The 23,776-nt window shown below is 58.5% G+C and carries 20 protein-coding genes and 5 tRNA genes; 4 read left to right on the top strand and 21 right to left on the bottom strand.

Translation table 11 applies throughout. The features are described 5' to 3' along the window. Nucleotides 1-122: 122 nt before the first annotated feature. From rpsJ to rsmD, 21 genes are all read right to left on the bottom strand, one after another. Nucleotides 123-434: a 30S ribosomal protein S10 gene (gene rpsJ / locus MOV80_RS10610; RefSeq protein ID WP_011137734.1), complete on the bottom strand. Its 312-nt coding sequence runs from the start codon at nucleotides 432-434 to the stop codon at nucleotides 123-125. A 15-nt stretch (nucleotides 435-449) separates the two neighbouring features. Further along, nucleotides 450-1,640 (bottom strand): elongation factor Tu, encoded by a 1,191-nt coding sequence (gene tuf, locus MOV80_RS10605; RefSeq protein ID WP_081555062.1) that lies wholly within the window; start codon nucleotides 1,638-1,640, stop codon nucleotides 450-452. A gap of 77 nt (nucleotides 1,641-1,717) precedes the next feature. Continuing rightward, on the bottom strand, nucleotides 1,718-3,814 hold the full coding sequence (fusA, locus tag MOV80_RS10600; protein WP_200123251.1) for an elongation factor G: 2,097 nt from the start codon (nucleotides 3,812-3,814) through the stop codon (nucleotides 1,718-1,720). A 27-nt stretch (nucleotides 3,815-3,841) separates the two neighbouring features. Then, nucleotides 3,842-4,312, bottom strand: a complete 471-nt coding sequence (gene rpsG / locus MOV80_RS10595; RefSeq protein WP_019103492.1) for a 30S ribosomal protein S7 — start codon at nucleotides 4,310-4,312, stop codon at nucleotides 3,842-3,844. A gap of 109 nt (nucleotides 4,313-4,421) precedes the next feature. Further along, entirely contained in the window at nucleotides 4,422-4,793 is a 372-nt protein-coding gene (rpsL, locus tag MOV80_RS10590; RefSeq protein WP_019103491.1) for a 30S ribosomal protein S12, read from the bottom strand. 208 nt (nucleotides 4,794-5,001) lie between these two features. Continuing rightward, on the bottom strand, nucleotides 5,002-9,198 hold the full coding sequence (rpoC, locus tag MOV80_RS10585) for a DNA-directed RNA polymerase subunit beta' (RefSeq protein WP_043594667.1): 4,197 nt from the start codon (nucleotides 9,196-9,198) through the stop codon (nucleotides 5,002-5,004). A gap of 54 nt (nucleotides 9,199-9,252) precedes the next feature. Continuing rightward, entirely contained in the window at nucleotides 9,253-13,428 is a 4,176-nt protein-coding gene (gene rpoB, locus MOV80_RS10580) for a DNA-directed RNA polymerase subunit beta (RefSeq protein ID WP_118266448.1), read from the bottom strand. 158 nt (nucleotides 13,429-13,586) lie between these two features. Beyond that, nucleotides 13,587-13,958, bottom strand: coding sequence for a 50S ribosomal protein L7/L12 (gene rplL / locus MOV80_RS10575; RefSeq protein WP_019102910.1), 372 nt, complete (start codon nucleotides 13,956-13,958; stop codon nucleotides 13,587-13,589). A gap of 36 nt (nucleotides 13,959-13,994) precedes the next feature. After that, a complete protein-coding gene (gene rplJ, locus MOV80_RS10570; RefSeq protein ID WP_039755753.1) occupies nucleotides 13,995-14,492 on the bottom strand; it encodes a 50S ribosomal protein L10 in 498 nt (165 codons plus the stop codon). A gap of 86 nt (nucleotides 14,493-14,578) precedes the next feature. Beyond that, a tRNA-Thr gene (locus MOV80_RS10565) sits at nucleotides 14,579-14,653 on the bottom strand. 179 nt (nucleotides 14,654-14,832) lie between these two features. Then, on the bottom strand, nucleotides 14,833-15,528 hold the full coding sequence (gene rplA, locus MOV80_RS10560; protein ID WP_019100247.1) for a 50S ribosomal protein L1: 696 nt from the start codon (nucleotides 15,526-15,528) through the stop codon (nucleotides 14,833-14,835). Then, complete coding sequence (gene rplK / locus MOV80_RS10555; RefSeq protein WP_019100246.1) at nucleotides 15,528-15,959, bottom strand: 50S ribosomal protein L11; 432 nt, start codon at nucleotides 15,957-15,959, stop codon at nucleotides 15,528-15,530. The genes rplA and rplK overlap by 1 nt, the downstream gene beginning before the upstream one ends. A gap of 99 nt (nucleotides 15,960-16,058) precedes the next feature. Further along, nucleotides 16,059-16,592 carry a transcription termination/antitermination protein NusG gene (nusG, locus tag MOV80_RS10550; RefSeq protein WP_043594671.1) on the bottom strand — a complete coding sequence of 178 codons (534 nt, stop codon included), beginning with the start codon at nucleotides 16,590-16,592 and terminating at the stop codon, nucleotides 16,059-16,061. Then, nucleotides 16,592-16,948 (bottom strand): preprotein translocase subunit SecE, encoded by a 357-nt coding sequence (secE, locus tag MOV80_RS10545; RefSeq protein WP_019100014.1) that lies wholly within the window; start codon nucleotides 16,946-16,948, stop codon nucleotides 16,592-16,594. The genes nusG and secE overlap by 1 nt, the downstream gene beginning before the upstream one ends. Before the next feature lie 69 nt (nucleotides 16,949-17,017). Further along, a tRNA-Trp gene (locus tag MOV80_RS10540) sits at nucleotides 17,018-17,093 on the bottom strand. 11 nt (nucleotides 17,094-17,104) lie between these two features. Further along, nucleotides 17,105-18,295 (bottom strand): elongation factor Tu, encoded by a 1,191-nt coding sequence (gene tuf, locus MOV80_RS10535; protein WP_081555062.1) that lies wholly within the window; start codon nucleotides 18,293-18,295, stop codon nucleotides 17,105-17,107. A gap of 40 nt (nucleotides 18,296-18,335) precedes the next feature. Beyond that, nucleotides 18,336-18,410: transfer RNA gene (locus MOV80_RS10530), tRNA-Thr, on the bottom strand. A gap of 21 nt (nucleotides 18,411-18,431) precedes the next feature. Beyond that, a tRNA-Gly gene (locus tag MOV80_RS10525) sits at nucleotides 18,432-18,505 on the bottom strand. A gap of 53 nt (nucleotides 18,506-18,558) precedes the next feature. Next, nucleotides 18,559-18,643 (bottom strand) — tRNA-Tyr (locus MOV80_RS10520). 138 nt (nucleotides 18,644-18,781) lie between these two features. Beyond that, entirely contained in the window at nucleotides 18,782-19,033 is a 252-nt protein-coding gene (locus MOV80_RS10515) for a YfhL family 4Fe-4S dicluster ferredoxin (protein WP_019100314.1), read from the bottom strand. A gap of 103 nt (nucleotides 19,034-19,136) precedes the next feature. Continuing rightward, nucleotides 19,137-19,694, bottom strand: coding sequence for a 16S rRNA (guanine(966)-N(2))-methyltransferase RsmD (gene rsmD / locus MOV80_RS10510; RefSeq protein ID WP_249605094.1), 558 nt, complete (start codon nucleotides 19,692-19,694; stop codon nucleotides 19,137-19,139). A gap of 237 nt (nucleotides 19,695-19,931) precedes the next feature. On the opposite strand from rsmD, the gene ftsY reads away from it, so the two are divergent. The 4 genes from ftsY to rpoH all read left to right on the top strand — a co-directional run bounded on the left by ftsY (nucleotide 19,932) and on the right by rpoH (nucleotide 23,745). Next, nucleotides 19,932-21,077, top strand: coding sequence for a signal recognition particle-docking protein FtsY (gene ftsY, locus MOV80_RS10505; RefSeq protein WP_081555061.1), 1,146 nt, complete (start codon nucleotides 19,932-19,934; stop codon nucleotides 21,075-21,077). Nucleotides 21,078-21,137: 60 nt separating this feature from the next. Further along, nucleotides 21,138-21,791, top strand: a complete 654-nt coding sequence (gene ftsE, locus MOV80_RS10500) for a cell division ATP-binding protein FtsE (protein ID WP_043592279.1) — start codon at nucleotides 21,138-21,140, stop codon at nucleotides 21,789-21,791. Next, a complete protein-coding gene (gene ftsX / locus MOV80_RS10495) occupies nucleotides 21,788-22,696 on the top strand; it encodes a permease-like cell division protein FtsX (protein ID WP_019102028.1) in 909 nt (302 codons plus the stop codon). Before ftsE ends, ftsX begins: the two co-directional genes overlap by 4 nt. 185 nt (nucleotides 22,697-22,881) lie before the next feature. Continuing rightward, nucleotides 22,882-23,745, top strand: a complete 864-nt coding sequence (gene rpoH, locus MOV80_RS10490; protein ID WP_249605093.1) for an RNA polymerase sigma factor RpoH — start codon at nucleotides 22,882-22,884, stop codon at nucleotides 23,743-23,745. The last annotated feature ends 31 nt before the right edge of the window (nucleotides 23,746-23,776 follow it).

Raw genomic sequence — 23,776 nt, 5'->3', positions numbered from 1 at the left:
CGGCATAAAAAACACGACAGAAAAAACAAAAACGGACTCGCCAAAATGGCGAGTCCGCTAATGTATCACAGAAAATTCAAGAATCGCAAGAACTTAGCTCGCAAACCCTTGAACTTAAGCGATTACTGCAGCTTGATTTCCACATCCACACCGGCCGGCAGATCGAGCTTCATCAGAGCGTCGACGGTTTTGTCGGTCGGGTCCACGATGTCCATCAGACGCAGGTGAGTGCGGATTTCCAGCTGATCGCGGGAAGTCTTGTTCACGTGCGGGGAGCGCAGAACGTTGAAACGCTCGATTTTGGTCGGCAGCGGAACCGGGCCTTTAACAACGGCGCCGGTGCGCTTGGCGGTTTCAACGATTTCCTGAGCGGAGCGATCGATCAGGTTGTAATCGAAAGCCTTCAGGCGGATGCGGATTTTCTGGCTAGACATTAGATTCTCCGATCCTTAAGCGATGATCTTGGCAACAACGCCGGCGCCGACGGTACGGCCGCCTTCGCGGATGGCGAAACGCAGACCTTCTTCCATGGCGATCGGAGCGATCAGCTCAACGGTGATTTCCACGTTATCGCCCGGCATTACCATTTCAACGCCTTCCGACAGGGTTACTGCGCCCGTTACGTCGGTGGTGCGGAAGTAGAACTGCGGACGGTAGTTCGCGAAGAACGGGGTGTGACGGCCACCTTCGTCTTTGCTCAGCACGTACACGGAAGCGCCGAACTTGGTGTGCGGGGTGATGGTACCCGGCTTAGCCAACACCTGGCCACGCTCAACGTCTTCACGCTTGGTGCCGCGCAGCAGCACGCCAACGTTGTCGCCGGCCTGACCTTGGTCCAGCAGCTTGCGGAACATTTCCACGCCGGTGCAAGTGGTCTTCGCGGTTGCCTTCAGGCCCACGATTTCCAGTTCTTCGCCGACTTTAACAATGCCGCGCTCTACGCGACCGGTTACCACGGTGCCGCGGCCGGAGATCGAGAACACGTCCTCGATCGGCAGCAGGAACGGCTTGTCGATGGCACGTTCCGGAGTCGGAATGTAGGAATCCAGAGCAGCCGCCAGCTTGAAGATAGCCGGCTCGCCGTATTCGGACTGGTCGCCTTCCAGCGCCAGACGAGCGGAGCCGATCACCACCGGGGTGTCGTCGCCCGGGAAGTCGTAGGAAGACAGCAGATCGCGAACTTCCATTTCAACCAGTTCCAGCAGCTCAGCGTCGTCCACCAGGTCGGCCTTGTTCAGGAACACGATGATGTACGGAACGCCAACCTGACGGGACAGCAGGATGTGTTCGCGGGTTTGCGGCATCGGACCGTCAGCGGCCGAGCACACCAGGATAGCGCCGTCCATCTGGGCAGCACCGGTAATCATGTTCTTAACGTAGTCGGCGTGACCCGGGCAGTCTACGTGAGCGTAGTGACGGGACTCGGTTTCGTATTCTACGTGAGCGGTATTAATGGTAATACCGCGAGCCTTCTCTTCCGGCGCGCTGTCGATCTGGGAGTAGTCTTTGGCTTCGCCACCGAACTTCTTCGACAGAATAGTGGTGATAGCAGCGGTCAGAGTGGTTTTACCATGGTCCACGTGACCGATGGTGCCTACGTTTACGTGCGGTTTGGTCCGCTCAAACTTTTCTTTTGCCATTTTGCAAAAATCCTTAATTAAAGAACATTAGATCGGGACTGGCCAAGCCCTTACGGCTCGGCCAGCCTCAGCGCGCATTACTTGCGAGCGGCCATTACGGCGTCGGCAACATGCTTCGGAGCTTCGGAGTAGTGCTTGAACTCCATCGAGTAGGTCGCACGACCCTGGGTAGCGGAACGCAGGTCGGTCGAGTAACCGAACATCTCGGCCAGCGGTACTTCGGCCTTGATCTTCTTGCCACCCAAACCATCGTCGTCCATACCCTGAACGATGCCGCGACGACGGTTCAAGTCGCCCATCACATCGCCCATGTACTCTTCCGGAGTTTCCACTTCCACCGCCATCATCGGCTCGAGGATGCACGGACCGGCGCGGCGCATGGCTTCTTTGAATGCCAGGGAGCCAGCCAGTTCGAACGCGATCTGCGAGGAGTCGACGTCGTGGTAGGAACCGAAGGTCAGACGCACGGTAACGTCAACCACCGGGAAGCCGGCGAGAATACCGCTGGACAGGGTGTTCTGAATACCCTTGTCCACGGACGGAATGAATTCACGCGGAATCACGCCACCCTTGATCTCGTCGACAAACTTGTAGCCATTACCCTCGCCGGACGGCTCCAGGGTAATAACCGCGTGACCGTACTGACCCTTACCACCGGACTGCTTGACGTGCTTGCCGTCAACATCGGTAACGGTTTTGGTAATGGTTTCACGATACGCCACTTGCGGAGCACCAACGTTGGCTTCAACGCCAAATTCGCGCTTCATGCGGTCAACCAGAATTTCCAGGTGCAGTTCGCCCATACCGGAAATAATGGTCTGGCCGGATTCTTCGTCGGTACGCACGCGGAACGACGGGTCTTCCTTGGCCAGGCGGTTCAGGGCAACGCCCATCTTCTCCTGGTCGGCCTTGGTTTTCGGCTCAACAGCAACGTGAATCACCGGCTCCGGGAACTCCATGCGCTCCAGGATGATGTTGGCGTTCAGGTCGCACAGGGTTTCACCCGTGGTCACTTCTTTCAGGCCGATGGCGGCGGCGATGTCGCCGGCACGCACTTCTTCCAGCTCGATACGGTCGTTCGCCATCATCTGCACGATACGGCCGATACGCTCTTTCTTGCCCTTGATGGAGTTCAGCACGGTATCACCGGACTTAACCACACCAGAGTAGACGCGGAAGAAGGTCAGCTGACCGACGTACGGGTCGTTCATCAGCTTGAACGCCAGAGCCGAGAACGGCTCGTCGTCGGAAGCGTGACGTTCGGCCGGTTTGCCGTCGGTCTCACCAGCGATGGCCGGGATGTCGATCGGCGCCGGCAGCAGCTCAACCACGGCGTCCAGCATGCGCTGTACACCCTTGTTCTTGAACGCGGAGCCGCACAGCATCGGCTGGATTTCGCACTTCAGGGTACGCTCGCGCAGACCGGCGATGATTTCTTCCTCGGTCAGCGCCTCGCCGCCCAAGTACTTGTCCATCATTTCTTCGCTGGCTTCAGCCGCGGCTTCAACCATCTTCTCGCGCCATTCTTCGGCCACGGAAACCAGGTCGGCCGGGATCTCGCCGTATTCGAATTTCATGCCCTGGGAAGCTTCATCCCAGATAATGGCCTTCATTTTCAGCAGATCAACCACGCCGGTGAAGCCGTCTTCAGCGCCGATAGGCACTACGATGGGCACCGGGTTGCCGCGCAGGCGAGTTTTCACCTGTTCAACCGCACGGAAGAAGTTGGCGCCTTGACGGTCCATCTTGTTCACGAAAGCGATACGCGGAACTTTGTACTTGTTAGCCTGACGCCATACGGTTTCAGACTGGGGCTGAACGCCGCCCACCGCGCAGTACACCATCACCGCGCCGTCCAGCACACGCATGGAACGCTCTACCTCAATGGTAAAGTCCACGTGTCCCGGGGTGTCGATGATGTTGAAACGGTGCTCGGGGAACTGCATCCCCATACCCTTCCAGAAGGTGGTCACAGCAGCGGAGGTGATGGTAATGCCACGCTCCTGCTCTTGCTCCATCCAGTCGGTGGTGGCAGCGCCGTCATGAACCTCGCCCAGCTTGTGGTTCACACCGGTGTAAAACAGAATACGCTCGGTAGTGGTCGTCTTACCGGCGTCAATGTGAGCGGAGATACCGATGTTACGGTAACGCTCAATGGGGGTTTTCCTTGCCACGATCTACACCTTAAATAGTGGGTCTGCTTAGAAGCGGAAGTGCGAGAAGGCTTTGTTGGCTTCTGCCATGCGGTGCACTTCGTCACGCTTCTTCATCGCGCCGCCACGGCCTTCGGCCGCGTCGAGCAATTCACCAGCCAGGCGCAGGTCCATGGACTTTTCGCCGCGCTTGCGCGCAGCGTCGCGCAGCCAACGCATGGCCAGAGCCATACGACGCGACGGACGTACTTCAACAGGAACTTGATAGTTGGCACCGCCTACACGGCGGCTTTTTACTTCAACAACCGGCTTGGCGTTGGCCAGAGCGGTGTTGAATACTTCCAGGGCATTCTTGCCGGATTTCTTTTCGATCTGTTCCAAAGCACCGTAAATGATGCGCTCTGCAACGGATTTCTTGCCATCGATCATGACTACGTTCATGAACTTGGACAGGTCCTGGGAACCGAACTTCGGATCCGGCAGGATTTCGCGCTTGGGGACTTCTCTGCGACGTGGCATGTTACTTCCTTAGATTATTCAGTTGAGCTTTGGCTCATGACTACCCAATGGAGCAGTCACTTACTAGACGACCCTGAGTGTTGATCAGGCCGCCTTGAGAGCACCCCAATTACTTAGGACGCTTGGCGCCGTATTTGGAACGAGCCTGTTTACGGTCTTTAACACCTGCGGTGTCGAGGGAGCCGCGAACGGTGTGGTAGCGAACACCCGGCAAGTCTTTTACACGACCGCCGCGGAGCAGCACTACGGAGTGTTCCTGCAGGTTGTGGCCTTCACCACCGATGTAGGAAATCACTTCGAAACCGTTGGTCAGACGAACCTTGCACACTTTACGCAGAGCCGAGTTCGGCTTCTTCGGAGTGGTGGTGTAGACACGGGTGCACACGCCACGCTTCTGCGGGCAGGCTTCCAGCGCAGGCACCTTGCTCTTCGCCTTGATGGCGACGCGGCCTTTGCGAACGAGTTGGTTAATGGTTGGCATTACTATCAGTTCCTAGTTGAAGCTCTCCAACGGCAACACGCCGCCAGAAAGGACGGAGGATTATATTTTAGTCAACGTCCCACCGTCAATGAAAACAACGCCGCCCTATCACCTTAACCGTTGATAGGGCAGCGTTTTTTCAACACTTTGCGTCAGGGCCGTCCGCAGGCGGGCAATTCCGCCTCTTTCCGGCCAAGACGACTAAGCGTTATTCGTTGCTGTCGAGCGCATCCGCCGGAGCGATATCGAAGAACTGGGCTTCGGCCGCTTCCAAGGTGTGCTGCGTCGAACCGCGACGGGTGCGGTGGTAAGCCAGACCGGTACCCGCCGGGATCAGACGACCGACAATCACGTTTTCCTTCAGGCCGCGCAGGTCGTCCTTCTTGCCCATGATGGCCGCTTCGGTCAGCACGCGAGTGGTTTCCTGGAAGGAAGCAGCGGAGATGAACGAGTCGGTGGACAAGGACGCCTTCGTGATACCCAGCAGCACGTTTTCGTACTGCGCAGGCTCTTTGCCTTCCGCCAGCATCTTGTCGTTCATTTCCAGCGCGTCGGCGCGCTCCACCTGTTCGCCCTGGATGAAGTCGGTATCGCCGCTGTCGGAGATGATCACGCGACGCAGCATCTGGCGAATGATCACCTCGATGTGCTTGTCGTTGATCTTCACGCCCTGCAGACGATAGACCTCCTGCACCTCTTGGACGATGTAGCGGGCCAGCGCCTCAATGCCCTGCAGGCGCAGGATGTCGTGCGGGTCCACCGGACCGTCGACGATGGATTCGCCGCGATTCACCACTTGACCGTCGTGCACCAGCACGTGCTTGTCTTTCGGGATCAGGTTTTCGTAACCGTTGCCTTCCAGATCGGTGATGATCAGACGCTGCTTGCCCTTGGTGTCCTTGCCGAAGGAGATCGTACCGGTGACTTCCGCCAGCATGCCGGCGTCTTTCGGCGAACGCGCTTCAAACAGCTCGGCCACGCGCGGCAGACCACCGGTGATATCGCGGGTCTTGGACGATTCCTGCGGGATGCGGGCCAGCACTTCGCCCTTGCCCACTTCCTGACCGTCGCGCACCGTAATAATGGCGCCCACCTGGAAGGTGATCGATACCGAGGCTTCGGAACCGGCCAGCTTCACTTCGTTGCCGTTGTCGTCCAGCAGCTTCACCAACGGACGCAGCATCTTGGACTGCGAACCGGCGCGGCGCTTCGGATCGATCACGACCAGCGTCGACAGACCCGTTACTTCGTCGGTCTGCTTGGCAACGGTGTTGCCCTCTTCCACGTTCTCGAACTTCACGCGGCCAGCGTACTCGGTGATGATCGGACGGGTATGCGGATCCCAAGTGGCCAGCACGGCGCCAGCCTTGATCTGCAGACCATCAGTCACCATCAGCGTCGCGCCGTACGGCACTTTGTGACGCTCGCGCTCGCGGCCCATATCATCGTGAATCACCACTTCGCCGGAGCGGGTGATGACGATGAGTTCGCCCTTAGTGTTCGCCACGTAGCGCATCTGGCTGGAGAAGCGCACCGTGCCGTTGGACTTGCCCTCTACCTGGCTAGCGGCGGCGTTACGAGAAGCCGCGCCACCGATGTGGAAGGTACGCATGGTCAGCTGGGTGCCCGGTTCACCAATGGACTGGGCGGCGATCACGCCAATGGCTTCGCCGGCGTTGACGCGCTTGCCGCGCGCCAGGTCGCGACCATAGCACTTGGCGCACAGACCGTAGCGGGTGTCGCAAGTGATGGCGGTACGCACCTTCACTTCGTCGATGCCCAGGCTATCGACCACGTCCACCAGATGCTCGTCCAGCAAAGAACCGGCTTCGATCACGGTTTCACCGGTAGACGGATCCACCAGATCGATCGCGGCCACGCGACCCAGGATGCGGTCGCGCAGCGGTTCGATCACATCGCCGCCCTGCAGCACGGCCTTCATGGTGAAGCCGTTGCTGGTGCCGCAATCGTCCTCGATCACCACCAGATCCTGGGTCACGTCGACCAGACGACGAGTCAGGTAACCGGAGTTTGCGGTCTTCAAGGCGGTATCCGCCAGACCCTTACGCGCACCGTGAGTGGAAATAAAGTACTGCAGTACGGTCAGGCCTTCGCGGAAGTTCGCGGTAATCGGCGTTTCGATAATCGAGCCGTCCGGCTTGGCCATCAAACCCCGCATACCGGCCAGCTGCTTGATCTGGGCTGCGGAACCCCGCGCGCCCGAGTCGGCCATCATGTAAATGGAGTTGAAGGACTCTTGATCGACTTCCTTGCCTTCGCGGTCCAGAACCTTCTGCTTGGACAGTTCGTCCATCATCGCCTTGGCGATCTTGTCGCCGGTGCGGCCCCAGATGTCCACTACCTTGTTGTAGCGTTCGCCCTGAGTCACCAGACCTTGACGATACTGCTCTTCAATCTCTTTGACTTCCTTCTGCGCGTCGGCGAGCAGATCGACCTTCTTGGCCGGGATCTGCATATCGTCCACGCAAATGGAGATGCCGCCTCGGGTGGAGTAGGCAAAACCGGTGTACATCAACTGGTCGGCGAAGATCACGGTATCGCGGATGCCGCAACGGCGGAACGATACGTTGATCAGCTTGGAGATTTCCTTCTTCTTCAGCGCCTTGTTGATGTGCTCGAACGGCAGCCCTTTCGGCAGGATGTCGGACAGAATAGCGCGGCCCACGGTGGTGTCGTAACGCTTGATCACCGGCTGGAATTCGCCCTGCTCGTCTTTTTCCCACTCGCGCAGACGCACGGTGATGCGCGTCGCCAGCTCAACCTGACGGGTTTCGTAGGCGCGATGCACTTCCTTGGTGTCCGCAAACACCATGCCTTCGCCCTTGCCGTTCACCTTGTCGCGGGTCATGTAGTACAGACCCAACACGATATCCTGCGACGGCACGATGATCGGATCGCCGTTGGCTGGGGAGAGCACGTTGTTGGTAGCCAGCATCAGAGTGCGGGCTTCCATCTGCGCTTCCAGCGACAGCGGCACGTGAACAGCCATCTGGTCACCGTCGAAGTCGGCGTTGAACGCCGCGCAGACCAGCGGATGCAGCTGGATGGCCTTGCCTTCGATCAGCACCGGCTCGAACGCCTGAATGCCCAAACGGTGCAGCGTAGGCGCACGGTTCAGCAGAACCGGATGTTCGCGGATCACGTCTTCCAGGATGTCCCAGACTTCCGGCACTTCCTGCTCTACCAGCTTCTTGGCCGCCTTGATGGTGGATGCCAGACCCATCACTTCCAACTTGTGGAAGATGAAGGGCTTGAACAGTTCCAGCGCCATCTTCTTAGGCAGGCCGCACTGATGCAGACGCAGGGTCGGACCCACGGTAATCACGGAACGACCGGAGTAGTCCACGCGCTTACCCAGCAAGTTCTGACGGAAACGACCGCCCTTGCCCTTGATCATGTCGGCCAGCGATTTCAGCGGACGCTTGTTGGCGCCGGTCATCGCCTTGCCGCGACGGCCGTTGTCCAGCAGCGAGTCAACCGATTCCTGCAGCATGCGCTTCTCGTTGCGCACGATGATGTCCGGCGCGCGCAGTTCCAGCAGGCGCTTCAGGCGGTTGTTCCGGTTGATCACGCGGCGGTACAGATCGTTCAGATCGGAAGTCGCGAAGCGACCGCCGTCCAACGGCACCAGCGGACGCAGTTCCGGCGGCAGCACCGGCAGCACTTCCAGGATCATCCACTCCGGCTTCATGCCGGAACGCTGGAAGGCCTCCAGCACTTTCAGGCGCTTGGAGATCTTCTTGATCTTGGTGTCGGAGCTGGTGGCCTTGAGCTCGGCGCGCAGAGTCTCGATCTCGCTGTCCAGGTTCAGCTTCTTCAGCAATTCCTTGACCGCTTCGGCGCCCATCATGGCGACGAACTCTTCACCGTACTGGTCTTCCTTGTCCAGGAAGTCCTCTTCGGTCAGCAACTGACGATATTGCAGCGGGGTCATGCCCGGATCGGTCACCACGAACGCTTCAAAGTACAGCACGCGCTCGATGTCGCGCAGCGTCATGTCCAGCACCATGCCCAGACGCGACGGCAGCGACTTCAGGAACCAGATGTGCGCGGTCGGGCTGGCCAGCTCGATGTGGCCCATGCGCTCGCGACGCACCTTGGACAAGGTGACTTCCACGCCGCACTTCTCGCAGATCACGCCGCGATGCTTCAGGCGCTTGTACTTGCCGCACAAGCATTCATAGTCCTTCACCGGGCCGAAGATGCGCGCGCAGAACAGGCCGTCGCGTTCCGGTTTGAAGGTACGATAGTTGATGGTTTCAGGCTTTTTTACTTCACCATAAGACCAGGAACGGATCTTGTCAGGCGAGGCGATGCCGATCTTAATCGCATCAAACTCTTCTTCTTGCGTAACTTGCTTAAAGAGGTCGAGCAGAGCTTTCATTGCGTCTCCAGTCAGGGGACAGGCGCGGCGGTTTGCCGCGCCCATTCAACCCAATCAATAACGTTCCAGGTCCATGTCGAGGCCGAGCGAACGGATTTCCTTCACCAGCACGTTGAAGGATTCCGGCATGCCGGCATCGATCTTGTGCTCGCCTTTCACGATGTTCTCGTACACCTTGGTACGACCAGTCACATCGTCCGACTTCACGGTCAGCATTTCCTGCAGAGTGTAGGCGGCGCCGTAAGCTTCCAGCGCCCAGACCTCCATCTCACCGAAACGCTGGCCGCCGAACTGGGCCTTACCGCCCAGCGGCTGCTGGGTCACCAGCGAGTACGGGCCGGTGGAACGCGCGTGCATCTTGTCGTCGACAAGGTGATGCAGCTTCAGGTAGTGCATCACGCCCACGGTGACCTTGCGGTCGAAAGCTTCGCCGGAGCGGCCATCGTACAAGGTCATCTGAGTCTTGGACTCATTAAAGCCCATTTTCTCGGTCAGCGGGTCGTCTTCCGGATAGGCCAGATCCAGCATGTGCTTGATCTCGGTCTCCTTGGCTCCGTCGAACACCGGCGTGGCGAACGGCATGCCCTTGCGCAGGTTGTCCGCCAGGGACAGGACCTCGTCCTCGCTCAGCGAAGCGATGTCTTCGGCCTTGCCGGCTTCGTTGTAGATGCGCTCCAGGTAACCACGGATCTCGGCGGCGGACTGCTGCTCCTTGACCATGCGGTCAATGCGCTCGCCAATACCCTTGGCGGCCCAGCCCAGATGCACTTCCAGGATCTGACCGATGTTCATACGCGACGGTACGCCCAGCGGGTTCAGCACGATGTCGACTGGACGACCGTCGCCCATGTACGGCATGTCTTCGATCGGCAGAATGCGCGACACCACACCCTTGTTACCGTGGCGGCCGGCCATCTTGTCGCCCGCCTGCAGGCGGCGCTTAACGGCCAGATACACCTTGACCATCTTTTGCACGCCCGGCGGCAGTTCATCGCCCTGGGTCAGCTTGCGCTTTTTGTCTTCGAACTTGAGATCGAATTCTTCGCGCTTCTGCGCCAGGCTTTCCTTGATCAGTTCCAGCTGCTTGGCGATGTCTTCATCCGACATGCGGATGTCAAACCAATCATGCTTGGACGGCAGGTCGGCCAGGTATTCCTGATCGATCACAGTGCCCTTCATCAGGCGCTTCGGACCGCCGTTGGCGACCTTGCCCACGATCAAACGCTCAATACGGCTGAAGGCGTCGTTGTCGAAAATACGCAGCTGGTCGTTCAGGTCCAGGCGATAACGCTTCAGCTCCGAATCGATGATGGACTGAGCGCGCTTGTCGCGCTCGATGCCTTCGCGGGTGAATACCTGCACGTCGATCACTGTGCCCACGGTGCCGGTCGGCACGCGCAGCGAGGTGTCCTTCACGTCGGAGGCCTTCTCGCCGAAGATCGCGCGCAGCAGCTTCTCTTCCGGAGTCAATTGGGTTTCGCCCTTAGGCGTCACCTTGCCTACCAGCACGTCGCCCGCCTCAACCTCGGCGCCGATGTACACAATGCCGGCTTCATCCAGACGGCCAGCCATGCGCTCGGACAGGTTCGGGATGTCGCGGGTGATTTCCTCAGGCCCCAGCTTGGTGTCGCGGGCAACCACGGACAGTTCTTCGATGTGGATCGAGGTGTAGCGGTCTTCGGCGACCAGCTTCTCCGAGATCAGGATCGAGTCCTCGTAGTTGTAACCGTTCCACGGCATGAAGGCGATGGTCATGTTCTGACCCAACGCCAGCTCGCCCAGGTCGGTGGAGGCGCCGTCGGCAACCACGTCGCCGCGCGCGATGCGGTCGCCCACTTTCACGATCGGACGCTGGTTGATGTTGGTGTTCTGGTTGGAACGAGTGAACTTGGTCAGGTTGTAGATATCCACACCCACCTCGCCCGCGGTCGCCTCCTCGTCATTGACGCGAATCACCACACGGCCGGCATCGACATAGTCGACCACGCCGCCGCGGCGCGCCACGACGGTGGTGCCGGAGTCTACCGCCACCGAACGCTCGATACCGGTGCCCACCAAAGCTTTTTCCGGACGCAGGCAAGGCACGGCCTGGCGTTGCATGTTGGCGCCCATCAATGCGCGGTTGGCGTCATCGTGCTCCAGGAACGGAATCAGCGAAGCGGCAACGGACACCACCTGGCCAGTGGCCACGTCCATGTACTGTACGCGGTCCGGGGTCGCCAGAATGGTTTCACCCTTTTCGCGGCAGGTCACCAGCTCGTCGATCAGCTTGCCCTCTTCGCTCAGCTCGGCGTTGGCCTGAGCAATCACGTAGCGGCCTTCTTCGATCGCAGACAGGTAATCGATCTCGTTGGTGACCTTGCTGTCCACCACTTTGCGGTACGGCGTTTCCAGGAAGCCGAACTCGTTGGTGCGCGCAAAGACGGACAGCGAGTTGATCAGACCAATGTTCGGGCCTTCCGGCGTTTCGATCGGGCATACACGGCCATAGTGGGTCGGATGCACGTCTCGCACTTCGAAGCCGGCGCGTTCGCGGGTCAAACCGCCCGGGCCCAGGGCCGATACGCGGCGCTTGTGGGTGATCTCGGACAGCGGGTTGGTCTGATCCATGAACTGGGACAGCTGCGAGGAACCAAAGAATTCCTTGATCGCGGCGGATACCGGCTTGGCATTGATCAGGTCATGCGGCATCAGGTTGTCGGATTCCGCCTGGTTCAGACGCTCCTTGACCGCGCGTTCGACGCGCACCAGACCGGCACGGAACTGGTTCTCGGCCAATTCGCCTACCGAACGCACGCGACGGTTGCCCAAGTGATCGATGTCGTCCACTTCGCCGCGGCCATTGCGCAGCTCGGTCAGGATGGCGATCACGGAAACGATGTCTTCAGTCGACAGCGTGCCTTCCATCACATCGCGACGGCCGGCGAACTTCTCACCGATCAGAACCTTGAACCACTCCGGAGTCTTGTCGTCGAACTTGTACTGATAAGTGCGCGAGCTGAACTTCATGCGGCCCACGCGCGACAGGTCGTAGGTTTCTTCGCTGAAGAACAGGCGCTGGAACAACGCTTCCACCGCGTCTTCAGTCGGCGGTTCGCCCGGGCGCATCATGCGGTAGATTGCCACGCGAGCTTGCAGCTGGTCCTGAATATCGTCTGCGCGCAGGGTCTGCGAAATATAGGAGCCCTGGTCCAGGTCATTGGTGAACAGCACTTCCACCTGCTGGATGTCCGCCAGCGCCAGCTTGGCCAGCACTTCCTCGGTGATCTCGTCGTTGGCACGCGCAATCAGTTCACCGGTATCGGTATTGGCGACATTGTGCGCCAGCACCTTGCCCAGCAACGCGTCGGCAGGCACTTCGATGCGATCCAGCTCAGCAGTCTGGATGTCGCGGATGTGCTTGGCGGTGATGCGCTTGTCCTTGGCCACGATCAGCTTGCCATCGGCGGCAACGATGTCGAACTTGGCCACTTCACCCTTCAGACGATCCGGCACCACGCGCATGAACACGCCGCCTTTGGTCAGATAGAAGGTGTCGAAGCTGTAGAACTCGGACAGGATTTCTTCGTTGGTGTAACCCAGCGCCTTCAGCAAAATGGTCACCGGCATCTTGCGACGACGGTCAATACGGAAGTACAGCAGGTCTTTCGGATCAAACTCGAAGTCCAGCCAGGAACCGCGGTAAGGAATCACGCGGGCGGAGAACAGCAGCTTGCCGGAGGAATGAGTCTTGCCGCGGTCGTGCTCGAAGAAAACGCCCGGGGAACGGTGCAACTGAGAAACGATGACGCGCTCGGTACCGTTGATGATGAACGAACCATTGGTCGTCATCAGCGGAATCTCGCCCATGTACACTTCGTTCTCGCGCACTTCCTTCACTACAGGCTTGGAAGACTCTTTATCGAAAATGGTCAGGCGGATGCGCGCGCGCAGCGGAGCGGCGTAAGTGATGCCGCGCAGCTGGCACTCCTGCACGTCGAACGGCGGCTCGCCCAAGATGTAATGAGCGAAATCCAAACGCGCGTAGCCATTGTGGCTGATGATCGGATAGATCGATTTGAACGCAGCCTGAAGGCCCACATCCCTACGCTGGTCAAGCGGCACACCCAACTGGAGAAATTCGGTGTAGGAATCAATCTGGGTCGCCAACAGGAATGGGACATCGAGAACACTGGCACGCTTCGCAAAACTTTTACGAATACGCTTCTTCTCAGTAAACGAATAACTCATAGAGTCTCCATCGAGGTGGGGTGGCGCAAGCAAGAAACCAAAAGTCAGCAGCCACGCTCAATAATTGCTGGCTTTTACCTTCTTCGTTTCGGCCAACTACAAGCGCAATAAGGCTGGCGGATTACTCCGCCAGCCTCACCCTCTTTTTTCAAAGAAGATTATTTGATTTCAGCCTTAGCACCGGCTTCGGTCAGCTGTTTCAGGATGTCGTCGGCTTCAGCCTTCGCCACGCCTTCTTTCAGGGCTTTCGGAGCGCCGTCAACCAGGTCTTTGGCTTCTTTCAGGCCCAGACCGGTGATTGCGCGCACAACCTTGATCACGCCAACCTTGTTGTCGCCAGCGCCAGTCAGGATAACGTCAAACTCGGTTTTTTCTTCAGCGGCAGCAGCGCCGGCGCCAGCCGGGCCAGCAACAGCAACAGCAGCGGCGGAAACGCCGAACTTCTCTTCGAACGCCTTAACCAGGTCGTTCAGTTCCATCACGGTCAGACCAGCAACGGCCTCGAGGATGTCTTCTTTGGTGATTGCCATGTGAAAATCTCCTGAATTCTATAAGAATCAAATAAGTTAAGCGGCTTCGGCTTGCTTCTTGTCGGACAGGGCGGCCAGCGCGCGGGCGAAGCCAGCGACCGGAGCCTGCATAACGTAGAGAAGCTTGGACAGCAGTTCTTCGCGGCTCGGGATGGACGCAAGCTCAGCAACCTGAGCGGCGTTCAGCACCTGGCCATCGTAGGAACCTGCCTTGACGATGATTTTGTCGTCAGCCTTGGCATATTGATGCAGCACCTTGGCAGCAGCTACCGGGTCGGCGGAAACAGCGTAAACCAGCGGGCCGACCATTTGGTCAGCCAGACCGGCAAACGGAGTGCCTTCCACAGCACGGCGCACCAGCGTGTTCTTCAGAACGCGCAGGTATACGCCATTCTCACGCGCCTGAGCGCGGAGTTTGGTCATGCTGCTTACCTCGATGCCCCGATATTCAGCGATAACGAGGGTCTGAGCGTCTGCCAGCGTGGCAGATACTTCAGCTACGACCGCCTTTTTATCTTCGATATTGAGACTCAAGGTCTACCTCCTAGACTGAAATGAAGCGAAAGGATTTTCGCTTCGCTTTGCAGCGGCGACCTACATCAGGAGACATCATAAAGAACTGGTGCTCATGGGCGGAATTGAACCGCCGACCTCTCCCTTACCAAGGGAGTGCTCTACCCCTGAGCTACATGAGCTTGAACTTTGTTCAGAAGCCTGTTTCGGGTACACCATCTGCGTAGGTTGCGGACTTCCATACAAGCAAATCTGCGATTAAGCCTTGCGGCGCCTACGGTCTTTGACAACCTGACAAGCAAGCTTGCCAGCCCAAAGCCTTGGCGAGACGGCGAACCGTCCCGCCAAACTCAAACAGCGATTAAGCGCTGATCGAGTTGGTATCTACACGAGCGCCGACACCCATGGTGCTGGATACGGCGATCTTTTTCAGATACACGCCCTTGGAAGCTGCCGGCTTGGCTTTCACCAAGGCATCAACCAGAGCGGAGAAGTTTTCACGCAGAGCTTCGGCTTCGAAGGAAGCGCGACCGATGGTGGCGTGAACGATACCGGCCTTGTCGGTACGGTATTGAACCTGACCGGCTTTGGCGTTTTTCACGGCCTCGGCTACGTTCGGGGTCACGGTGCCAACCTTCGGGTTCGGCATCAGGCCGCGCGGGCCCAGGATCTGACCCAGCTGACCCACAACGCGCATGGCGTCCGGGGAGGCGATCACGATGTCGAAGTCCAGGTTGCCGGCTTTAACCTGCTCGGCCAGGTCGTCGAAACCAACGACTTCGGCGCCAGCGGCTTTAGCGGCTTCAGCGTTCGCGCCTTGGGCGAACACGGCTACACGTACCGACTTGCCGGTGCCGCGCGGCAGAACCACGGAGCCACGAACCACTTGGTCGGATTTGCGCGGGTCCACGCCCAGGTTTACGGCGATGTCGATAGACTCGTCGAACTTGGCGGTGGCGGCGGCTTTCACCAGGGAAATCGCTTCGTCGATTGCGTACAGCTTATTGCGATCAACGCTAGCCTTCAGAGCCTGCAAGCGCTTGGAAACCTTAGCCATTACACGCCCTCCACTTCCAGACCCATCGAACGGGCGGAGCCGGCGATGGTGCGAACAGCAGCGTCAAGATCGGCAGCGGTCAGGTCCGGCTGCTTGGTCTTGGCGATTTCTTCCAGCTGAGCGCGAGTCACTTTACCCACCTTGTCCACATGCGCCTTAGCGGAGCCGGACTTGATGCCAGCAGCCTTCTTCAGAAGGATGGTGGCCGGCGGGGTCTTCATGATGAAGGTGAAAGACTTGTCCGCGAATGCGGTAATCACCACAGGAATCGGCAGACCCGGCTCAACGCCTTGAGTCGCGGCGTTGAACGCCTTGCAGAATTCCATGATGTTCAAACCACGCTGACCCAGAGCCGGGCCGATCGGCGGCGACGGATTGGCTTTACCAGCGGGCACTTGCAGCTTGATATAGCCGACAATTTTCTTTGCCACGATTAAACTCCTAGTTTGGGTATAACGCGAGCGTCAACTCGCTCCCCGACGAAAGCGCAACAGTATACACGCCTAAAAAACACTTGCCAAGAGGCAGGCTTACAACTTTTCAACCTGACTGAATTCGAGCTCAACAGGGGTGTCGCGACCAAAAATCTGCACCGACACTCGCAGCTTGTTGCGCTCGTAGTTCACCTCATCGACGGAACCATTGAAGTCATTGAACGGGCCGTCGATGACGCGCACCTTCTCACCCACCTCAAACAGAACTTTCGGCTTCGGCTTCTCCACACCCTCTTGCATCTGCTGCATGATGGCCTCGACTTCCTTCTTGGAAATCGGCGCGGGGCGATTGGCGGTACCGCCAACAAAGCCGGTCACCTTCGGAGTGCTCTTAACCAGGTGCCAGGTATCGTCGGTCATTTCCATCTCAACCAACACATAACCCGGGAAAAACTTGCGCTCGGTAATGGAGCGTCGACCGTTCTTCACGTCAACAACTTCCTCTACCGGCACCAGAATCTGGCCAAACTGATCGGCGACGTCAGAACGCTCAATGCGCTCGCGCAGCGCCTTTTGCACGCTCTTTTCAAAGCCCGAGTAAGCGTGAACCACATACCAGCGCATTGCCATTATTTACCTCGACCAAGAATCACATCATAAAACAACCAAGACAGACTGGAGTCCACCAACCACATGAACAAGGCCAGCACCAGCACGAAAACAAACACCATGCCGGTCATCTGCATCGCCTCTTTGCGAGTCGGCCACACCACTTTGCGCGCCTCAACCAGAGACTCATTGGCGTAAGAGACAAAACTCTTCCCCGGCTGCGACAACCAGATCGCGCCAACCGCCAGAACCACACCAGCCACAAACGAAAGCGCGCGCAAAATACCCTGATCCGCCGGAATCATGTAAAAGCCGACGATACCAGCCGCCACCAGCAAACCGGCCAGCGCCAGCTTGATTTTATCTTGCATTTCCATGTCGATATCTTCTCAATGCGCGTATGCGACAAAAGACCAACCGGCGCACAAGCGCCGGCTGGTCTTAATTGGCAGGCCAGGAGGGTCTCGAACCCCCAACCCTCGGTTTTGGAGACCGATACTCTACCAATTGAGCTACTGGCCTTTAAACTTTAATTAAGCGATGATCTTGGCAACAACGCCGGCGCCGACGGTACGGCCGCCTTCGCGGATGGCGAAACGCAGACCTTCTTCCATGGCGATCGGAGCGATCAGCTCAACGGTGATTTCCACGTTATCGCCCGGCATTACCATTTCAACGCCTTCCGACAGGGTTACTGCGCCCGTTACGTCGGTGGTGCGGAAGTAGAACTGCGGACGGTAGTTCGCGAAGAACGGGGTGTGACGGCCACCTTCGTCTTTGCTCAGCACGTACACGGAAGCGCCGAACTTGGTGTGCGGGGTGATGGTACCCGGCTTAGCCAACACCTGGCCACGCTCAACGTCTTCACGCTTGGTGCCGCGCAGCAGCACGCCAACGTTGTCGCCGGCCTGACCTTGGTCCAGCAGCTTGCGGAACATTTCCACGCCGGTGCAAGTGGTCTTCGCGGTTGCCTTCAGGCCCACGATTTCCAGTTCTTCGCCGACTTTAACAATGCCGCGCTCTACGCGACCGGTTACCACGGTGCCGCGGCCGGAGATCGAGAACACGTCCTCGATCGGCAGCAGGAACGGCTTGTCGATGGCACGTTCCGGAGTCGGAATGTAGGAATCCAGAGCAGCCGCCAGCTTGAAGATAGCCGGCTCGCCGTATTCGGACTGGTCGCCTTCCAGCGCCAGACGAGCGGAGCCGATCACCACCGGGGTGTCGTCGCCCGGGAAGTCGTAGGAAGACAGCAGATCGCGAACTTCCATTTCAACCAGTTCCAGCAGCTCAGCGTCGTCCACCAGGTCGGCCTTGTTCAGGAACACGATGATGTACGGAACGCCAACCTGACGGGACAGCAGGATGTGTTCGCGGGTTTGCGGCATCGGACCGTCAGCGGCCGAGCACACCAGGATAGCGCCGTCCATCTGGGCAGCACCGGTAATCATGTTCTTAACGTAGTCGGCGTGACCCGGGCAGTCTACGTGAGCGTAGTGACGGGACTCGGTTTCGTATTCTACGTGAGCGGTATTAATGGTAATACCGCGAGCCTTCTCTTCCGGCGCGCTGTCGATCTGGGAGTAGTCTTTGGCTTCGCCACCGAACTTCTTCGACAGAATAGTGGTGATAGCAGCGGTCAGAGTGGTTTTACCATGGTCCACGTGACCGATGGTGCCGACGTTTACGTGCGGTTTAGTCCGCTCGAACTTTTCCTTAGCCATGGCAAAATTTCCTGGATACGAAACAACACAAAGTAAATGGTGGTGCCCATGGGCAGAATTGAACTGCCGACCTCTCCCTTACCAAGGGAGTGCTCTACCCCTGAGCTACATGGGCCCTTCAAACAGGCTACACGCTTGGAGCGGGTGAAGGGAATCGAACCCTCGTCGTAAGCTTGGAAGGCTTCTGCTCTACCATTGAGCTACACCCGCCTGCAACAACAACCTCGAGCAACTTTCGTCGCACACGCCAAGACGCTAAATTCTGGTGGAGGGAGAAGGATTCGAACCTTCGAAGGCTGAGCCGTCAGATTTACAGTCTGATCCCTTTGACCGCTCGGGAATCCCTCCTGAAAGAGACCCGAATATTATAGATAGCCCCAATGGCCGTCAACCGGTTTTTGCATTTTTTTCCAATTATTTTGCGGACAAAAGCAAAGCGCCCCGGCAAGCCTGGGGCGCTTTCAATAAATTCAAAAGCTTAGCAGTTCACGCCTGCCCAGAAATCCGCAGATACTTCTGATGCAACGCCTCCTGCGTCTCCTCGTGAGACGGATCCAGGGGGATGCAATCGACCGGACAGACCTGCTGGCATTGCGGTTCGTCGTAGTGGCCAACGCACTGGGTGCACAGATTGGGGTCGATTTGATAGATTTCCTCACCCTGGGAAATCGCGTTATTGGGGCACTCCGGCTCACAGACGTCGCAGTTGATGCATTCGTCGGTAATCATCAAAGACATAGTAAATTCCTCAAGTATTCCACAGCATGAATTCTGTCACCCGACAGTCGGGCTCGCAAGTTCGCCCCGTTATATATTTATGAGAGCGCGGCGAACAAACCGCTCAGCCTGGCTCCGCCACCCGGCGCAACAAACCGTAATGCACCTGGCCGGCCTTGGCCCGCTTCAGCACCTCCCAGCCCGGCAATTCCTCGGGCCAGCGGCGGCTCTCGATATATGCCAGACCGTCCTCGCTCATCACTTGAGCCAGCATAGGCAAAACCTGGGCCAGCAAATCGGAGTCAAACGGCGGATCGACGAAAACGACGTCAAAACGCTCCCGACAGACCTTCAGATACGCCAAGGCGTCGAACTGCGCCACATCGATGCTAGCAGCCGACAACAATAGCCGGTTGGCCTTTAGGGACTCGGCCACCGTGCGGGACTTCTCCACCATCACCACGCGACGCGCTTCGCGAGAAGCCGCCTCGAAGCCCAGCGCCCCGCTGCCGGCGAAGAGATCCAGACAGGATTTGCCGTACAGTTGCTGGCCCAACCAATTGAACAAGGTTTCCCGCACACGGTCCGGCGTTGGCCGCAAACCCTGAGCGTCGGGAAACGGCAATAGCCGGCGACGATACTCGCCACCTATGATTCTGACCGTGTTACGCGACTGACTCATAATTCCAAGCTCAAAAAACAAGGGGCTGAGTGTAACCCGATCCGCGTCATTGCGCCTCATTGTCGCGCAAACCGGCCGCTATCTGTCGCACCTCGCGCCACAAAAAACCATCTATTCCTTATATATAGATTTCAACGATCCCATAGCCCCACCCGCCTCTGCGCTGCAACAATTGGGTACGCATCTCCATTTGAGGATACAATTTAGCCATTTACCGAATTCTGCCGGCCTTAACGCATGTTTAGCTTCTTCAAAAGAAAACCCCAGTCCGAGCCCACGCCCCCGACAACAGTCCAAACGGAGCCTGCGGCCGACGCTCAAACCATCATCCCGCCCGAAGTGGCCGCCCCTGCCATCCAACAACCGGAAACACGCGCGCCCGAGCCGCAGCACTCCTCGGCAGCACCCGCCGAAGCCGTCCCAGCCTCGACGCGCGCCGATACGCCGCCCGAGCCCCCTCAGGTTTCTCTGAAAAAAATGAGCTGGGCAGAACGGCTGAAAGCCGGCCTCTCAAAAACCCGCGACAAGCTGGGGAAATCCCTGGCTGGTCTGTTTGGCGGCGGCAAGATCGACGAAGAGTTGTACGAGGAACTGGAAACCGTTCTGCTCACCGCCGACATGGGGGTGGACGCCACGCAGCACCTGCTCGACGACGTGCGCGAGCGTGTTTCGCTGAAAGGGCTGAAGGATGCTTCTGAACTGAAAGACGCATTGAAAGGGTCGCTCAGCGATTTGATCTCGCCACTGGAAAAACCGCTGGACGTTAACGGCAAGAAACCCTTCGTCATCATGATGGCCGGCGTCAACGGCGCCGGCAAGACTACTTCGATAGGCAAGCTGGCCAAGTACTATCAAAGCCAGGGCAAGAGCGTGCTGCTGGCTGCCGGCGACACCTTCCGCGCCGCCGCGCGCGAACAGCTGATGGCCTGGGGCGAGCGCAACAACGTCACCGTGATCGCCCAGCAAGGGGGCGACTCCGCAGCCGTTTGCTACGACGCGATTCAAGCCGCGGTCGCCCGCGGCATCGACATCGTGCTGGCAGATACCGCGGGCCGCCTGCCCACCCAACTGCACCTCATGGAAGAGATCAAGAAGGTGAAGCGGGTAATCCAAAAGGCTTTGCCGGACGCGCCGCATGAAATCATCCTGGTTCTGGACGCCAATATCGGCCAGAACGCCATCACTCAGGTCAAGACTTTTGACGACGCCCTCGGCCTGACCGGGCTAATCTTGAGCAAGCTGGACGGCACCGCCAAGGGCGGCGTAATCGCGGCCATCGCCAAGCAACGCCCCGTTCCGCTGCGCTTTGTCGGCGTGGGCGAAAGCATAGACGACCTGCGGCCGTTCAAAGCCAAGGACTACATCGACGCGCTGTTCGACTGAACGCATCAGCCATTGCAAGCTCTCACTCTTGCCGTCACCAGCTAACGCGGGAACAGAATAATGATCCAGTTCGACCAGGTCACCAAACGCTACCCAGGTGGCAACGAAGCCCTGAAAAACCTGTCTTTCAACATTGATACCGGTGAGATGGTCTTTCTCGCCGGCCATTCCGGCGCCGGCAAATCCACCTTGCTCAAGCTCATCGCCGGCATAGAGCGCGCCACTGCGGGCGGCGTGGTGGTCAACGGCCAGAACCTGTCCAAGCTGCGCTCCAGCCAGATCCCCTATGTGCGCCAGCACATCGGCCTTGTCTTCCAGGACCACAAGATCCTGTTCGACCGCAGCGTGTTCGACAATGTGATGCTGCCCTTGGACATTATCGGCTTTGACCGCCGCGACGCCGCCAAGCGCGTGCGCGCAGCGCTGGACAAGGTTGGTTTGCTCGGCAAGGAAAAGAGCATGCCGATCCGCCTGTCAGGCGGCGAACAACAGCGCCTGTGCATCGCCCGAGCCGTGGTGCACCGCCCCAGCATCCTGCTGGCCGACGAACCCTCGGCCAATCTGGATCGCGCTTATGCGCTGGACATCATGGAATTGTTCAAATCCTTCCACCAGGTGGGCGTCACGGTGCTCATCTCCGCGCACGATGAAACCCTGATGGAAGACTACGGCCGCCGAATCATTCGCCTGCGGGAAGGACAATTTGCCGCATGAAACATTATCTCTATCTGAACTGGCAAAGCGCCAAACAAGCGCTGATCAAAATTTTGCGCCAACCTTTCGGCAGCTTTTTGACCTTGTTGATGCTGTCGCTGGCACTGGCCTTGCCGCTCTCGCTTTATTTGACCGTCAGCAGCGTGCAGGACTGGGTGGGCCGCTTGAGCGCCACGCCGCAAATCACCTTGTTCATGGAGCAATCATCGGAAGAAGCGGATCTCGCCGCGGTCACTTCCACCTTAACCCATCACCCCAAGGTCAAGAGCTACAGCTTCGTCAGCAAGAACAAGGCGCTGGCGGACATGGAGAAACGCAACGGCCTGCCGGGTTTGGCCGATGGCCTGGACAGCAACCCACTGCCGGACGCCTTCGTCGTCACGCCTAAGGCGCTGGAGCCCCGCGAACTGGAGATGCTGCAAAAGGAACTGTCCGGCCTGCCCATGGTGGAACAAGCGCAGTTCGACGCAGACTGGGCAAAGCGCCTGTACGGCATGGTGGAAATGGGCAAGCATCTGACCTGGTTCATGGGCATCGCCTTGGGACTGGCGCTGGTGCTGGTGACCAATAACGCAATCCGCATGCAGATCCTGGCGCGGCAGGACGAAATCGAGGTCTCTAAATTGATAGGCGCGCCGGACAGTTTCATCCGCCGCCCTTTCATGTACCACGCGATGTGGCAAGGCATCCTGGCTGGCTTGGCCGCTTGGGCGCTGACAGGCTGGTTGACCTCGGTCGCCAACCCGGCTATTCGCGAATTCGCCCAGTTGTACGGCGAACGGGTGGAGCTGCGCAATCTGAGCCCGGTCGAACTGGCCGTCGCCGTCGCCGTCTCCGCCCTACTGGCGATGCTGGGCGCCCGCCTCGCCTCCGATCATCATCTACGCAAGATAGAACCCAAATGAAACGCGGCCGCTTGCCAGCGCATGTAAGCGGCGCAACAACTGTTAATCAGAGCAGACAGCGTCAGCGCATCGGCTGCGTTACTATCGAGCCGATAGGAAAAATCATTGACGCAGGAACCTTTCATTGCTAGCACTCTCCATATACGAGTGCTAACATACCACTACCCAAGGAGGTAGTTATACAGATGACCACAACATTTGCTTTGCCCGTCCCGTCCACCAGCGGCAGCCTGGAGCAATACATCCAAGCTGTTAACAGCGTGCCCATGCTGACGCCTGAGCAGGAAAACGAGCTTGCAACGCGCTTTCAGGAGCAAAACGACCTGGAAGCCGCGCGCCAGCTGGTGCTCTCGCACCTGCGCGTGGTGGTATCAATTTCCCGCGGCTACTCCGGTTACGGTTTGCCGCAAGCCGACTTGATTCAAGAAGGCAATATTGGCCTGATGAAGGCCGTCAAGCGCTTCGAACCCGATCGCGGCGTGCGCCTGTTCTCTTTTGCCGTGCACTGGATCAAGGCCGAGATTCACGAATTCATCCTACGCAACTGGCGCTTGGTGCGCATTGCCACCACCAAGCCTCAGCGCAAGTTGTTCTTTAATTTGCGCAGCATGAAGAGCAGTTTCTCCGCGCTGTCGGAAAACGAGGCCCGCCAAATCGCAGCCGATCTAGGCGTCAAGCCGGAAGAAGTCCGCGAAATGGAAACCCGCATGAGCGGCCAAGACGTCGCCTTGCTGGCTGACGACAATAACGACGACGGCTACGCGCCGATCGACTGGCTGGCGGACCACCACAATGAGCCGACCCGCGAGCTTGAGCGCCGCGCGTTCGACCATCTGCAGACCGAAGGCCTGCAGCAAGCGTTGGCCACGCTGGACCCGCGCAGCCGCCGTATCGTTGAAGCGCGCTGGCTGGCCGACGACAGCGGCTCCACGCTGCACGAGCTGGCCGCCGAATTCGGCGTGTCCGCCGAGCGCATCCGCCAGATCGAAGCCAAGGCTTTGGGCAAAATGAAGACCGCCCTCAGCCAAGGCGTGGTGATAGAAGGCTAAGCGTCTTCCGCTCAATAAAAAACCACAGGCC

Origin of the sequence: Chromobacterium sp. IRSSSOUMB001, assembly GCF_023507765.1 — a bacterium.
Lineage (GTDB): Bacteria > Pseudomonadota > Gammaproteobacteria > Burkholderiales > Chromobacteriaceae > Chromobacterium > Chromobacterium haemolyticum.
Note: the sequence above shows the minus strand (reverse complement) of the source record. Positions and strands in the feature narration are given on the sequence as shown.

Excerpts from the sequence above, each read along its gene's own strand:
- ftsY (WP_081555061.1), top strand. The coding sequence starts at position 19,932 with ATGTTTAGCTTCTTCAAAAGAAAACCCCAGTCCGAGCCCACGCCCCCG.
- secE (WP_019100014.1), bottom strand. The coding sequence starts at position 16,948 with ATGGAAATGCAAGATAAAATCAAGCTGGCGCTGGCCGGTTTGCTGGTG.
- MOV80_RS10515 (WP_019100314.1), bottom strand. The coding sequence starts at position 19,033 with ATGTCTTTGATGATTACCGACGAATGCATCAACTGCGACGTCTGTGAG.
- rplL (WP_019102910.1), bottom strand. The coding sequence starts at position 13,958 with ATGGCAATCACCAAAGAAGACATCCTCGAGGCCGTTGCTGGTCTGACC.
- ftsX (WP_019102028.1), top strand. The coding sequence starts at position 21,788 with ATGAAACATTATCTCTATCTGAACTGGCAAAGCGCCAAACAAGCGCTG.
- nusG (WP_043594671.1), bottom strand. The coding sequence starts at position 16,592 with ATGGCAATGCGCTGGTATGTGGTTCACGCTTACTCGGGCTTTGAAAAG.
- tuf (WP_081555062.1), bottom strand. The coding sequence starts at position 18,295 with ATGGCTAAGGAAAAGTTCGAGCGGACTAAACCGCACGTAAACGTCGGC.
- tuf (WP_081555062.1), bottom strand. The coding sequence starts at position 1,640 with ATGGCAAAAGAAAAGTTTGAGCGGACCAAACCGCACGTAAACGTAGGC.
- rpoB (WP_118266448.1), bottom strand. The coding sequence starts at position 13,428 with ATGAGTTATTCGTTTACTGAGAAGAAGCGTATTCGTAAAAGTTTTGCG.
- rpsG (WP_019103492.1), bottom strand. The coding sequence starts at position 4,312 with ATGCCACGTCGCAGAGAAGTCCCCAAGCGCGAAATCCTGCCGGATCCG.
- rpoC (WP_043594667.1), bottom strand. The coding sequence starts at position 9,198 with ATGAAAGCTCTGCTCGACCTCTTTAAGCAAGTTACGCAAGAAGAAGAG.
- rpoH (WP_249605093.1), top strand. The coding sequence starts at position 22,882 with ATGACCACAACATTTGCTTTGCCCGTCCCGTCCACCAGCGGCAGCCTG.
- rpsJ (WP_011137734.1), bottom strand. The coding sequence starts at position 434 with ATGTCTAGCCAGAAAATCCGCATCCGCCTGAAGGCTTTCGATTACAAC.
- ftsE (WP_043592279.1), top strand. The coding sequence starts at position 21,138 with ATGATCCAGTTCGACCAGGTCACCAAACGCTACCCAGGTGGCAACGAA.
- rpsL (WP_019103491.1), bottom strand. The coding sequence starts at position 4,793 with ATGCCAACCATTAACCAACTCGTTCGCAAAGGCCGCGTCGCCATCAAG.
- rsmD (WP_249605094.1), bottom strand. The coding sequence starts at position 19,694 with ATGAGTCAGTCGCGTAACACGGTCAGAATCATAGGTGGCGAGTATCGT.
- rplA (WP_019100247.1), bottom strand. The coding sequence starts at position 15,528 with ATGGCTAAGGTTTCCAAGCGCTTGCAGGCTCTGAAGGCTAGCGTTGAT.